At 41.9% G+C, this 14,050-nt stretch carries 13 protein-coding genes; 3 read left to right on the top strand and 10 right to left on the bottom strand.

The annotated features are described in order from the left end of the window. Window positions 1–22: 22 nt before the first annotated feature. Entirely contained in the window at window positions 23–1,414 is a 1,392-nt protein-coding gene (locus EPB74_RS06080; protein ID WP_089553949.1) for an efflux RND transporter periplasmic adaptor subunit, read from the bottom strand. A 619-nt stretch (window positions 1,415–2,033) separates the two neighbouring features. Next, entirely contained in the window at window positions 2,034–2,963 is a 930-nt protein-coding gene (locus EPB74_RS06075) for a polyprenyl synthetase family protein (RefSeq protein WP_274903572.1), read from the bottom strand. Window positions 2,964–3,638: 675 nt separating this feature from the next. On the opposite strand from EPB74_RS06075, the gene rplU reads away from it, so the two are divergent. The 3 genes from rplU (at window position 3,639) to lolA (ending at window position 5,535) form a co-directional block, all read left to right on the top strand. Then, window positions 3,639–3,950, top strand: coding sequence for a 50S ribosomal protein L21 (rplU, locus tag EPB74_RS06070; protein WP_010199185.1), 312 nt, complete (start codon window positions 3,639–3,641; stop codon window positions 3,948–3,950). Window positions 3,951–4,044: 94 nt separating this feature from the next. Further along, complete coding sequence (rpmA, locus tag EPB74_RS06065; RefSeq protein WP_010199200.1) at window positions 4,045–4,302, top strand: 50S ribosomal protein L27; 258 nt, start codon at window positions 4,045–4,047, stop codon at window positions 4,300–4,302. Window positions 4,303–4,833: 531 nt separating this feature from the next. Beyond that, a complete protein-coding gene (lolA, locus tag EPB74_RS06060) occupies window positions 4,834–5,535 on the top strand; it encodes an outer membrane lipoprotein chaperone LolA (RefSeq protein WP_089553951.1) in 702 nt (233 codons plus the stop codon). A gap of 214 nt (window positions 5,536–5,749) precedes the next feature. On the opposite strand, the gene scpB is transcribed toward lolA, so the two are convergent. The 8 genes from scpB to mrdA all read right to left on the bottom strand — a co-directional run bounded on the left by scpB (window position 5,750) and on the right by mrdA (window position 13,761). After that, on the bottom strand, window positions 5,750–6,334 hold the full coding sequence (gene scpB, locus EPB74_RS06055) for an SMC-Scp complex subunit ScpB (protein WP_274903334.1): 585 nt from the start codon (window positions 6,332–6,334) through the stop codon (window positions 5,750–5,752). A 57-nt stretch (window positions 6,335–6,391) separates the two neighbouring features. Next, window positions 6,392–7,261 carry a segregation and condensation protein A gene (locus tag EPB74_RS06050; protein WP_274903571.1) on the bottom strand — a complete coding sequence of 290 codons (870 nt, stop codon included), beginning with the start codon at window positions 7,259–7,261 and terminating at the stop codon, window positions 6,392–6,394. Window positions 7,262–7,342: 81 nt separating this feature from the next. Next, on the bottom strand, window positions 7,343–8,431 hold the full coding sequence (gene trpS / locus EPB74_RS06045; RefSeq protein ID WP_274903333.1) for a tryptophan--tRNA ligase: 1,089 nt from the start codon (window positions 8,429–8,431) through the stop codon (window positions 7,343–7,345). Between the two features lie 152 nt (window positions 8,432–8,583). Next, the gene (locus EPB74_RS06040) at window positions 8,584–9,687 is read right to left on the bottom strand and encodes an LpxL/LpxP family acyltransferase (RefSeq protein ID WP_274903332.1); all 1,104 of its coding nucleotides are present in this window, start codon (window positions 9,685–9,687) and stop codon (window positions 8,584–8,586) included. Window positions 9,688–9,986: 299 nt separating this feature from the next. Further along, window positions 9,987–10,373: a 30S ribosomal protein S9 gene (gene rpsI, locus EPB74_RS06035; RefSeq protein WP_079692281.1), complete on the bottom strand. Its 387-nt coding sequence runs from the start codon at window positions 10,371–10,373 to the stop codon at window positions 9,987–9,989. A gap of 10 nt (window positions 10,374–10,383) precedes the next feature. Further along, window positions 10,384–10,812: a 50S ribosomal protein L13 gene (gene rplM, locus EPB74_RS06030; protein WP_079692280.1), complete on the bottom strand. Its 429-nt coding sequence runs from the start codon at window positions 10,810–10,812 to the stop codon at window positions 10,384–10,386. A gap of 213 nt (window positions 10,813–11,025) precedes the next feature. Next, window positions 11,026–11,712, bottom strand: a complete 687-nt coding sequence (gene rsmD / locus EPB74_RS06025; RefSeq protein WP_274903331.1) for a 16S rRNA (guanine(966)-N(2))-methyltransferase RsmD — start codon at window positions 11,710–11,712, stop codon at window positions 11,026–11,028. A 36-nt stretch (window positions 11,713–11,748) separates the two neighbouring features. Continuing rightward, window positions 11,749–13,761, bottom strand: a complete 2,013-nt coding sequence (gene mrdA / locus EPB74_RS06020) for a penicillin-binding protein 2 (RefSeq protein ID WP_274903330.1) — start codon at window positions 13,759–13,761, stop codon at window positions 11,749–11,751. Window positions 13,762–14,050: the final 289 nt, after the last annotated feature.

The following is a 14,050-nucleotide window of genomic DNA, read 5'->3' as shown; positions in this document are numbered from 1 at the left end:
GTCTTCCTAGCTTTGAATGGAATTATTTGGCGGCTGGTTGTGCCGGTTTGTTGGCAGTTTTACCATCGGTAGACTTATCCATATTTTTTGCAGCTTGCTGTGGTGTTTTAGCAGCAGCCCCTTTTGCAGAAGGCTCAGGGTTTGGATTTTCTAATGGTTTCGCAACGACCTCTTGTTCAGGCTTGACTTTTGCACCACCGATAACGACTACTTTATCGCCAGCTTGAAGACCGTCAGTGATCACCCATTGCCCTTTATAGGTACCATTAATCGTGACAGGACGAACTTGGATTTTATTATTTTCATCAACGATATAAACTTGCGTTTCACTCTTGGTCGAGCGCATCACTGCGCTTTGTGGTACGAGTGCTGCATTGGTAATCACACTTTGGGTCAAGCGGGCGCTAACATACATACCTGGCAATAAGATATTGCTGTTATTCGGGAATACCGCACGTAATGTCACTGCCCCTGTAGACTCATCAACTTTCGCTTCTGATAACGCCAACTCGCCGCGTACAGGATACGTTGAGCCATCCTCTAACACCAATTCAACCGAGCTCATTCCTGCTTGAGCTTTGCCAGCAGAAATTTGCTGACGCAATTTTAGTAGCTCAGAAGAGGATTGACTGATATCAACATAGATAGGATCTAGGCGTGAGATAGTAACCAAAGGAGTAGGTTGACCAGAGCTGACCAATGTACCAGCGGTAACGCTAGAGCGATCAGTACGACCTGAGATAGGTGCGCGTACGATCGTACGATTCAGATCTAAGGTACTGGCTTGTAGGCTGGCCTTAGCCGTTTGGATACCTGCTTTTGCGCTTTCAATACCCGCTTGCGATTGACCGATAGCAGCATTAGCGCTTTGTACAGCGGCCTGTGCAGTACGTACGGCGGTTTGTGCTTGGTCGTATTGCTGCTTTGAGATGGCATCGATAGCAACCAACCCTTGCAGACGTTGTAAGTCGTTTTGTGCTTGTGATAGCGACGCTTGACGGCTGGCTAACTCCGCTTTTGCATTGGCATTATTAGCCAAAGCTGTCTGATAGTTGGCTTCGGCTTGTGCTATCGCCGCCTGACCACTGGTGATAGACGTTGCGTAGTTATCAGTATTAATACGATATAAAGGTTGGTCTTTTTTGACGTTGCTGCCCTCACGGAACAACACTTCGTCGATAATTCCGTTTACTTGGGGGCGAACGTCTGCGGTTTGGTATGCCGTTGTGCGTCCAGCAAAAGTCTGTACTTGTGGTACGGTAACAAAGGTCACAGTTTGGACGTTGACGACGGAGGGCGGCATTTGTTGCTGTGCGGCCGCTGCACCATCGGCGTCCTCTTTTTTGTCACAGCCAACCAGTACAGCTCCAGATAGTACAGTTGCTATTACAAGCGCAAGATAAGAATGCTTCATCAATGTCCTCGACAATATAAGTATTACATAATAATAAATAGTGACAGTATAAAAAGTTTATGGATAAATCTTAACGTATGAGATATAGAAAATAATATGCATTTACCGCCGCCAAAGTATATCGGCCGTTAAATGCGCAATAACCGGATAAGTAAATTTAATTTAATGAATTATTATAAACTATAGGGTATACCCCACAGTCAAGGCACAAAAAACCAATTGCACCTCATATAACCATCTTTTAGTATGATAAATGCCCGTGACATATCGAAAACACAAGCACAACATCAAAATTACATTACAAAATTCATCGTGGTTGATGAAATACAATATTGTTAATTTTTGTTTTTTTTGATGAGATTGAGGAATATTAGTAGAAAAATCATCCCAAAGCATCAGCTGTTCAGAAAAAACTGGCTTTAGCAATACTTAATTATGAACCCTGAAATACTAGTGAATGATAAATCGAATTAGATTAGTTTTAGTATTAATGACAATCACAAAAAGTAGGATGACAGCGTTGTTATCATACTTGTTTATGATAAACCTGTGCTGTACTTAAAGGTAATAACTTAAGCGCACAATTGTCTTTGTGGTTTTAACCATAAATAGCGGCTCATTATAATAAACGTGCGCTGGCAAGTTCAGTCAATTGATACAGTCCTTGACGATAGCGATTGTCAGGTAAGCTACTCAGTGCTTGTTGCGCAAGTTTGGTTTCTTCTAAAGCACGTTGTTTACAGTAATCAAGCGAGCCTGAATGACGTACTAGCGCAATCAATTGTTCTGCATTTGGGGTTTTACCCGTTTGCACTGCAATACGTAATTGCTCATAACCTGCTTTATTACTATCTTTTAATAACTCAAGTGCTTTAATAGTAGGCAAAGTAGGTTTACCTTCGGCCAAATCATCGCCGAGGTTTTTACCCATCAATTCACTATCGCCACTATAATCGAGCACATCATCAACGATCTGAAAGGCATTACCAAAGTGCTGACCGAAATCAGCTAGCGCTTGCAAGTGCTGCGTTTGATCTTGCAAAATTGCTGCGCCTTGAGTCGCCATCATGAATAACCGTGAAGTCTTACCATCAATAATGTTTAGATAATCTTCTTCAGTTGCTTCAGGGTTGTGCTGATGTTGAAGCTGCAATACTTCGCCCTCAGCAATATCACAAGTGCCATCTGAGAACACCTGTAATAATGGCAAGCTTTGAAAACCCACCAACAAGTTAAAGGCGCGGGCAATCAGATAGTCGCCGACCAGCACCGCAGTCGCATTATCCCAAGTGGCATTGGCGGTTGGTTTACCACGGCGCTGTCCTGATTCATCAATGACATCATCATGTACCAACGTTGCCGTATGTAACATCTCGGTAATCGCCGCCAAATGCATGGCTTGCTGTGATGGCTCGTCATTGAACATCCGTGCACACAACAGAGTAATTAAGGGGCGCATACGTTTGCCGCCCGCATTAATCACATGCTGTGACACATTCATCACCAACTTAACTTTGGAATTAAGACTACCAAAGACTTGTTTATCCATAATTTCAAAATCATCAGCAACAATGCTTTGAATATCAGCATAGCTTGGTGCTGTTGATAAATTGATCGATGGCGTAGTGGATAGTGGAGCTGCAGCGTTAGATAGAGAAGTACGGGTCATAGTGAATAATCATACCAATGAAAATAAAGAATGTTTTAATAGCTATTTATGGTCAAGCTATCGTTTTATGCATAATAGCATAGCTGTCTATATAAATTGTTGATTTAAGTATAGCAGAATGAAGGGTATAGCTTTAGATTCTAGCTAATATTGCTTGATTTATAAGGGCACAAGATAAAATACAACTGATTAGAATGCATTAATCTATGAGTTGAATAAACAATAATTTATTAACAATGAGCGCTTGCCTATAAAAAACTGTAAGTATCTGATTAGATAAGTTATAATAGCCGCTGTTGGATTTTAACCAATATTCTTGCTTGTTATTAGGCGGTCTGTATTAATAGCAATATACATTACGCTGGTTAATCAATGACATTGCGTTTGATATGAGCGTAGACTGTTGGTATTACCACCACACAAAAACAAGAGACGCGGCTTGCTTTTATGAGCAAAAAGCCGTAAAATCTTGCCTTTAATTTTTCCCTGTCGTGTTCGTCGTCGAAGTGTTGGTATGATATCAGCCACGGCACACGGGTTAAACGGAGTCATACAATGTACGCAGTAATCAAAACTGGTGGTAAACAGCACCGTGTAGTCGTCGATGAGTTGCTTAAAGTTGAACTACTTAAAGCAGAAACAGGCGCAACGATCAAATTCGAAGACGTGTTGATGATTGTTGACGGTGAAACTGTCAAAATCGGTCAACCTATCGTTGAAGGTGCTAGCGTTGAAGTTGAAGTTGTTGAGCATGGTCGCGGCGAAAAAATCCGTATCGTCAAGCACAACCGTCGTAAGCATTATCACAAAGAGCAAGGTCACCGCCAATGGTATACCTTGTTAAAAATCAAAGCGATTAATGCTTAATTAACGATTATCAGTTTATTGATAATTAATAACGCACTAAAAGCTTAAGAGTTGTCGCATTAGCGATAAGTCACATTAACAAGGAGATTTTCTCATGGCACATAAAAAAGCTGCCGGTTCAAGCCGTAATGGTCGTGATTCAAACCCAAAAATGCTCGGCGTAAAAATCTTTGGCGGTCAAGCCATCGTCGCTGGTAACATCATCGTTCGTCAACGTGGTACAGAATTCCACGCCGGCGAAGGTGTTGGCATGGGTCGTGATCATACTTTATTTGCACTAAATGACGGTGTGGTAAAGTTTGCGACTAAAGGTAAATTCAACCGTCGTTATGTGATGGTTGAAAGCGCATAGTTGCCCATCTAGGTTGTTTTATCTTTTGGATAAAATAACTTGATGACTAAAAAAAGCCCTTATTACCAGTTGGTAGTAAGGGCTTTTTTATTCTATAAACTATAGTTGATCGAATTTTAAAAGAATACAGTGCTGCTGGGATCAGTTTTTTGTAGCCTCTGTCTGCGTAGGCACAGCAAGCAAGAAAAATTTATCCCAATAGCGCGTTATAATATTTGCACTTCTTTTATTTAGGACTGACTATATTATAAGTAAAAGCTAAAAATTTATGAATGCCATTTATATGAAAAGCATTCAAAAATACGGTAAATACTGTTTCTTACAGTGTAATTGCAATGGTTACAAGCGTGTATGGCAGCGGTAGTAAAGATTGCAAATCATGACTAGGCGCGTAATAAAAAAACTGGCACACTGTCTTCATTGTTTTATCACACCGATTTTATACTTGTGAGATAAACATTTACCGAAAACAAAAATTTAATAAAACGTTTTATTTTTTATGCTATTTTGCATTTTGAGAGAGGATTTATAATGACTTTATTGACCAATCAATCGATTAAACAGACAACAACTCTAAAACAAAAAGTAATGGGCGGTGCTCTAGCTGGTATTTTGATGACCACGCTTGGCGTTGCAGCACCTATGATGGCATTAACACAATCTGCCCATGCTGCGCCTGCTAGTAATTTAACAGCAGCCAAGAATTTAAATAAGCTTTTAACCAATACCAAGAGCATGACTGCTAATTTTAGCCAAACCACTAAGGGTGCTAACAGTGGTACTTTCACTGGTACGATGAGTGTGCAACGACCAAATAATTTCCGTTGGGAAACCAAATCACCATCAGAGCAGCTGATTGTGGCTAATGGTAGTTCAATGTGGGTTTATGATAAGGATTTAGAGCAAGCAACCAAACAGAACGTAGATAGCCAAGTAGGCAATACACCGGCACTACTATTATCAGGTGACCCAAGTAAAATTGATAAGAACTTTAAAATCACGCAGCCATACGCCAATAAAAACTACTATGTGCTGTATCCGAAGTCTGACAGCGCCAGCTTTAAGAGTTTATCAATGAGCTTTAGCGGTGGTAAGCCAGTGATGATGGTATTAAATGACAGTTTGGGACAAACCACTTCTATCAAGTTTAGCAGCATTAAATTGAACCCGAGCATCAGCAGCAGTCAGTTTAAGTTCACACCACCAAAAGGTGTTGATATCATTAATCAATAAAAGTTAATCAATTATAAGTATCGCTAAGTGATATTTAATCTATAAAAAAGACAGATCCTACAGGGTCTGTCTTTTTTTGGGTATAAATAGGCTATTAAATTTCAAATAATTTTTTTACTAAGATATTCCTATTCAACTTTTAAAATTATAGCTGCTGATTTTCCAGATGTTAAGCTTCAAAAGGCTAAGCTTCAAAAGGCTAGGTTTCCATAACCTAAGACATAGATTTAATGGCGTCTATATCTGGCATCGGTGGTAGCTCATCTAAATGGCTCAGACCAAAGGCATCTAAGAATTGTGCTGTAGTATGCAACAAAGCAGGGCGCCCCAACGTATCTTTATAGCCGTTTTCTTCGATCCAACCTTTATCAAATAGTTGGCGTAAGATATTGCTTGAAAGCGTGACACCGCGCACATGTTCTATGTCGCTGCGTGTCACAGGTTGCTTGTAGGCAATCACGCTCAATGTCTCAAGTAACGCTTGGCTTAGGCGTTCTTGACGTTGTGGAAAGACGCTCTGGATTAAGGCACTATAGCTATCAGCGATTTGCAAGCGATAACCACTGGCCGTTTCATGTAAACTTAGTACACCAGTGTCTAAGCGCTGTTGTAGTAACTCTAGTGCCTGATTTAACGTCTTAGTAGACAGTGAAAGGTGTTTTTTTAGGGTGTTAGCGGTCAATGGAGATTCTGAGGCATGTAATAGCACTTCAATATGTTTGCTGACTATGTTGAGCTGCTGTAGCTCTTTATCTACCGAAGAAGATGAGGTTGCTGATTGTGGAGCTATGTCTTTCATTGTTTTTTCTTTATTAGGGTCACTTTATTGAGATAACTTTGATTAAGCCAATGCAAATTAAACTAACCACTGTAACGTTAATTTTCCGAGGTGGTTGTCAGTATTAGATACAGTGCCATCAGCGTTATTTGCTGTGTTAGTGTTAGTGCTACTATCGACATCAGTATTGACCACACCAATCAGTTGACGCTTCATTAGTTCAAGCACCGCGACAAAGCTGACGACCACGCCTATTTTACCTTGGGCTTTATCTACTAGCTCATAAAAGGAGCGGGCACCATCCGTACTTAGCTGCCGACTAATACTGGCAATACGATCAGCAAGGGGCACAGCGTCAACCTTAATGGTATGCATCTGATAGTCTGGTTGTAGCTGCATTTTAAATAAGCTATCAATCAATAGAGTCGGTGAGTAGCTTGGCAGTTCAGCGTTCATAATATCTTGGCTAGGCATGCTAACCATCGCTAAAAACACATCACGCTCAAGTCGGACTAAATTGTCCAAACGCTGACTGGCAGCTTTGATTTGGGCATATTCCTCAAGGCGCTCAATCAGTTCGGCTTTTGGATCACGCTCATCGGTAGGCGTTTCTGGCTTGGGTAATAGCAGCTCGGTTTTGATCGCAATTAACGTCGACGCCATCAGCAGATAATCACCGGCTAATTCAAAATGCTCGGTATCCAATTCACTAATATAAGCCAAATACTGCTCGGTAATCGGCAGTATCGGCATCTGAGTCAAATCAACATTATTTTTTTTGACCAAATATAGCAAGAAATCTAATGGTCCGGCAAACTGCTCTAGCCAAATGGCAAACGCTTGCGGCGGCACATACAGATCTTCTGGCAAATGCTGTACCGGCGTTTGATAAATGCGCAGCGACATATCATGAATATCAGCCTCAACCGATTTGGGGCTGATGCTCATTACTGAAGTTTGCGATTCAGCCCGTTGGTATGAGGTTACTTGCATAAGTTAAAATCTATCTTGATTACCATGAACAAACGATCATTTAAGTTTGGCAAGGGGACGGATACCAATAGCGCGGCGCGTTTTGTCTAGTTGCTTACGGCTATGGCGACGGGCTTTGTCTGCCCCCATTTGCAGAATTTCTTCCAACTCTTTCGGATTGGCCATGAGTTCTTCGTAACGCGCGCGAAATGGGGCAACTTCTGCATTGATTTTATCAAATAAGGCTTGCTTGGCATCGCCCCAGCCAATACCAGCAGCAAACTGTGCACGCATGTCGGCGATTTCTTCCGGCGTAGCAAAAGCTTTATAAATCTCAAAAATAGCTGAATCGTCAGGATCTTTTGGCTCATCAGGTAATTGTGAGTTGGTGACAATTTTCATGATGGCTTTATGCATCTGTTTTTCGGGGCTTACTTGTGGATTAGACTCACCAAATAGGGGGATTGTATTGCTATAGCTTTTACTCATCTTACGGCCATCAAGACCCGTTAGTAATGGGATATCGTCATCTACTACTGCATTTGGCATGGTAAAGAGTGGTTTGTATCGATGGTTAAAAGTACCCGCAATATCACGTGCCATCTCGATATGCTGAATTTGGTCACGCCCAACAGGCACGTGAGTGGCGTTAAACATCAATATATCTGCTGCCATGAGCACTGGATAGCCAAACAGACCCATGTTGATACCTTGGTCAGGATCGACATCTTCCTTTTCCATATTGATATCGACAGCGGCTTTATAGGCATGGGCACGATTCATCAAACCTTTGGCGCATGAGCAGTTTAAAACCCAAGCAAGCTCTGGTATCTCAGGTACATCGGATTGACGATAAAAAGTCACACGCTCAGGATCAAGACCACAGGCAATCCAAGTAGCCGCAATGGCTTTGGTAGATTCATGGATAATAGCAGGGTCATAGCAGCCGATAATGCCATGATAGTCTGCCAAAAAGAAAAAAGCTTCATCATCGCTATTTTTGATTGATTCAATCGCTGGACGAATCGCGCCAACGTAATTACCCAAATGTAGAGTACCGGTTGGTTTGATGCCAGTTAAAACACGCTTAACGGTGGCTGGTGTATCAGAGGTTTGCGAGTTAGAAGAGGTATTGTTATTACTCATGAAAAATCCGTTATTTATTTATAAAATTTTTGTTTATCAAATTATTATAACTGTATGGTTATTGATGTGGCTATTTATGTGTTGGTAGTAGCACAAAATATTAACCGCAAAGTATAGCAAATTTTCCCAGTAATTTTCTTGGCAATAAGAGCTTACTTATAGATATCAGTACGACCATCAGGACCATTCTTGAAGCGGCGATGGAACCACATCCACTGGGTTGGATCAATACGAATCAGACCTTCTAAAATCTCATTGACACGGGTAGCATCCGCGATTTCATCATTGCTTGGATAGTTATCCAACTCTGGCGTAATGGTCAGATGATAATGCGGACGTTTGCCACTTGGCAAATTATCTGGCGTCTGCCGGTAAGTATGTAAGGCCATTATCGCTGGTAGCTTGTTATCATTACTGACTACTGTAGCCAGTCGCCGTGTTGCGGTAATAGTCGCTGCTGGTACGCCAAAAAATGGCGCCATAACGCCGTGTTTAAGACCATAATCTTGGTCAGGCGAATACCAAACGATATGTCCCTCTTTAATAATATTGACTAAACCACGCATATTACGGCTAGAAATCAGCTTGCCAAATACGGGAGCGCGGCCGTTATAAATAAACCAATCAAGTAGCGCATTGTTCTGTGGTCGATACATACCATCCATAGGGAAAAACTGGGTGCATAGCATGGCGCCTAGATCGAGCATCGTATAATGCGCCCCCAGTAAAATAACGGGACGGCCATCGTTTTGAGCATTGATCACATGCTGTAGCCCAGAGATAGATACCGTACGGGTAAATATATTAGGACGGAACCAGGTGCATAGAGTTTCAAATACGCCGATACCTTGGTTAACAAAAACTTGCTTCGCCATTAGCTCACGCTCAGCTTCTGGCTTGTCAGGAAATGCCAACCTGAGATTAATCAGCGTATCACGCCGCCGTGTACCTGCTACTTTATAGATTAAAATACCAAGCTTACGACCCAGCCAAAATTGCCAACGTAATGGCAGATAGGCTAATGGCACAATGATGGCCATTAGTAGCCATATGCCCCAGTATTTAGGCAATAAAAACTGCCATTCAAAGGGTTTTTTATCTATTTGCCCGATTCGTTTATGGTTTTGCTTAATCGTTGGCATGCCATCAGGAATGGCGGGTGATTTAGCAGGTTTGCCATGCATTGCCGCCTCAGATGGTGGCATGCTTATTTTTGAATCAGACTTACTGGGATCAAACTGTTCAGGCGCTTTCATAAGATCGTTACTAATGATGAAAAGTTATGATTATGATGGGGTAGTAAGCTTTACTTTGCAAGGTAATTTACGCACTGTCATTAGAGGCTAATTGACAAGGTGGTTTTTTATAAAAAGCATTTATGTATAAATAATCATGATACATAAAAAAGTATCATAAATAAAAGTATCACCCATAAAAAAACCTTACAAGCTGTGACCAGCTTATAAGGTTTTGCAAATCTACTCTTTCTTTTAATGCTTTTACTGATGCTCTGAGATAAAGACAACAGCAGCAAGAAAATAAGAGATAGCTTTGATTAACGTTTTGAGAATTGTGGACGTTTACGTGCTTTACGTAGGCCCAATTTCTTACGTTCAACTTGACGTGAGTCACGAGTAACAAAACCAGCAGCTTTTAGTGCAGGCTTGTTAGTCTCATCGAGCTCAACTAACGCACGAGTAATACCGTGGCGAATAGCGCCCGCTTGACCACTGATACCACCACCTTTTACAGTGACGTATAAGTCATAAGCAGTAGGCGAGTCAAGTAGCTCTAATGGCTGACGAACAACCATGCGTGAAGTTTCACGGCTGAAATATTCATCAAGTGGCTTACCGTTAACGATAATGCTACCAGTACCTTTAGCTAAAAAGACACGAGCAGTAGACGTCTTGCGGCGACCAGTTCCGTAATTGCGTTCCATAAGTATATCCTTAGATGTCTAGTTCTTTAGGTTGCTGAGCTTCATGTGGATGTTCAGTACCCGCATATAGTTTCAGCTTCTTGATCATCGCATAACCAAGAGGACCCTTTGGGAGCATACCCTTAACCGCTTTGTGTAGAACATCTTCAGGCTTACGTGCAATCAGCTTTGTGAAGTTGGTTTCTTTGATACCGCCTGGGTAACCACTGTGACGATAGTATTTTTTATCTTGCGCTTTTTTACCCGTTACCGCGATTTTTTCGGCATTGATGACGACAATGAAGTCACCAGTGTCAACGTGCGGGGTATAACAAGTCTTATGCTTACCGCGTAAGCGACTAGCAATTTGCGTGGCTAAGCGACCAAGAGTTTTGCCGTCAGCATCTACGACAAACCAGTCATGGGTCACTTCAGCTGGTTTTGCACTAAGTGTTTTCATGATAAAACCTTAAAATTAAAATTCGTTGAGAGTTTAGCTTGGGAACGGGGCTCTCAAAAAACAGACTGCACATTATAAGCAGTAGCGCCTACGCTTGCAAGCTGCATTGGGGTTTATTTTCGCCTTATATACATTAAACTGCAGCGTTGGGCCAGTTTTTCAGCGGTTTTAAACATTTTTTACATTTATTAATCGATTTCTTTAACCAGACAATTATGACGATGATAGTCGATAAAGTCCAGCAACAACTTGTCCAACCTTAGTCTGTTTCAGACACTCAAAACCCAATACTCCTTGGGTAATGCTTTTTTGAGCGAACGAGTTTTCGTTAAGCTTAGCAGCCAGCTCGCTCAATTGTTCCTCTAACGCTTTATCTGCTTCCAAATAAATCAGCGTTTCTGTATTGATTAATGCCTGCGTAATAAGGGTGGTCAAAATAGGTTGCCACAACTCTTCTGCATAAGGCGGATCGATAAATACCACATCAAAATGGCGCTGATTTAGCGGGTTTTGAGTCAAAACTTGCTCGGCTGCACCTTGAATGATTTGATAAGTAGTTGGGTCAAGGCGTAATTGTTCGGCACTTTGACGTAGCATTTGACTTTGAGCGGCGCTCATTTCTATAAAAGTGCAATGTGCCGCCCCACGTGATAAGGATTCGAAACCTAAGACGCCGCTACCTGCGCAGCTATCGAGTACGTGAGCGCTGTGCATATCGGCAATTAACCAGTTAAACAAGGTCTCACGTAGGCGATCTGGGGTTGGTCGTAAGCCATCAGCATCAATAAAATTCACAGTACGGCGCTTAAACTGACCGCCAATGATACGCACATCACCAGCAGCAGCGTGTTTCGCTTTATGGTTTTGGTTAGGCTTACGCGTGCTTGAGGTCTTTTTCATCATTTTTTCTTAGCTGCCTAATTGATACTCAATATTTTACTCAGCGCTTGCTGTGGTCGTAGCGGCTTGAATTTGTTCTTTCTGTTTTTCTTCTTGCTTTGCTTTTTCTGCTTCTAATGCTTTGTCTTCTTTATCACGTATGGCGTCACGCATCAATTTTTCAAAGGATTTTTGGCGTTTGATAATTTTTAACTGATCAGCAGTTGGCGGCAAGATAGGGTTAGATTTGCGTTGTAATACCCAATAGTCAAATAAAGCGCGTCCAATAGGGGCAGCAACGACACTACCACCACCACCATTTTCGACCAATACCGCTAGGGCAATTTCGGGGTCTTCTACTGGTGCAAAACCATTGAACCATGCGTGATCCCAGTGGCGCTTATCCAGCGCGGATTTATTATAGCTTTTACCCTGAGCAATTGATTTTACCTGTGCGGTACCCGTTTTGCCGGCGATACGATAGCGCGGCGTATAGATGCCACGTCCAGTACCTGCTTTGACCGTTTGTTCCATGGCATCATGCATGCGTAGCCAGTCAGATGGTTTGCCATTATAATCAATCTTGCCATCCGGTTTGGTGATGACGTCGACTGCCGCTGCACCGTCGCTACTTTTTAATAAATGCGGGGTAATATGATTACCTTGATTCGCGGTCATGGCAGTTGCATTAGCGATCTGTAGGGGCGTCGCTAAGAAATAACCTTGACCGATACTAACCGAGATAGTTTCACCTGGTAACCAGCCTTTATCGTAGGTGTCTTTTTTCCATTTTGGTGATGGCATAATCCCAGGTTTTTCATTGGGCAAGTCAATACCGGTTTCTTCACCGAAACCAAAACGCACCATCCAGTCATGCAAGCGCTGAATGCCCATCTCATAAGCCAGTTTATAATAATAAGTATCTACCGACATCACGATAGATTTTTTTAGATCGACGGTACCGTGACCGCCTTTTTTCCAATCGCGAAAACGGTGTGAATCTCCAGGCAAGCTAAAATAACCAGGATCATAAATAGTGGTTTCCCAATTACGTAAACCGTAATGAATACCACCTAAGGCTTCAAAGGGTTTGATGGTCGAGCCAGGAGGATAAGTACCTTGTAGGGCGCGATTATATAGTGGCTGATCAAGGTCTTCGCGCAGATTGCCATAGTCTTTAAAAGAGATGCCAGAGATAAAAGGGTTGGGGTCATAGCTTGGGTTACTAACAAACGCTAATACGTCGCCGTTTTTTGGATCTATCGCCACAATCGCGCCGCGACGACCGTCAAGCTGCTGCTGGGCCACAGTCTGTAAGCCATAGTCTAAGCTTAGGGTAATATCATTACCGGCGATCGGTGGCTTGGTATCGAGTTGACGTAGGATATTGCCATACGCATCGGTTTCTACCGACTGATAACCTGGTTGCCCAAGTAAAATATCTTCATAAAAATCTTCGATACCAATCTTGCCGATAAGATCGGTACCGGCATAGCGATCCTTATTTATTTGCTTAGACTCTTTGTCGTTAATGCGTCCCACATAGCCGATAACGTGTGCGAACAGTTCATCATAAGGGTAAGAGCGCGTCAGCTTACTTTGGATACTGACTCCGCGAAAGAAAGGTTTGCGTTCACTAAACTGCGCCAATTGCGCATCGGTTAAGTCAATCTTGATCGTCACTGGATCATTTTTACTTTTACTTAGCCGCGCTAGAATGTCGGTAATATTTTCATCCGTCAGATCAAAAATAGGTGCCAGTAAATTTAAGGTGCGCTCTGGGTTTTCAACCTCATCAGGACTTAGCATGGCGGTAAAGACAGGCTGATTGTCCGCAAGAATGATTCCATTACGATCATAAATATAGCCACGGCTTGGCGGGGCAGAAATCAGCTTAATGCGATTATTATCCGCTTGGGTGGTGTATTTATCGTGGGCATACACTTGTAAATAACCATAACGCATTATTAAACCCATCAAACCCAAAAACATCAATAATCCAAGGATAACAATTCGACTGGTAAAAATACTGTTGACCTGTTCGGTATCGGGAGTTAGCGGTTTTTTCATATAAAGTCAGTACCCAGACGGTCGGTGAATCGATAAATCAGAAGGAGAGGGATTAAAGGAGATATGGATTAAATAAAAGCCTGCTATATTAAGTCTGCTTAAGGTCAAGTCTCGTTAAGCCAAAGCGAGGTGAGCATAAAGGATAAGCTAAAGAATTTCAATAACATAGCGCGATATGACGATAATATAATGTCAGTTTATTTGCATTCATTTATTTGCTGTTATTCAGCGAAATTTAACCGTAAATTATAACAGAACAAATGCTATGGCGCAGTACCCAGTCATTTAT

Source organism: Psychrobacter sp. DAB_AL62B, from assembly GCF_028895345.1.
Taxonomy (GTDB): Bacteria; Pseudomonadota; Gammaproteobacteria; order Pseudomonadales; family Moraxellaceae; genus Psychrobacter.
Note: the sequence above shows the minus strand (reverse complement) of the source record. Positions and strands in the feature narration are given on the sequence as shown.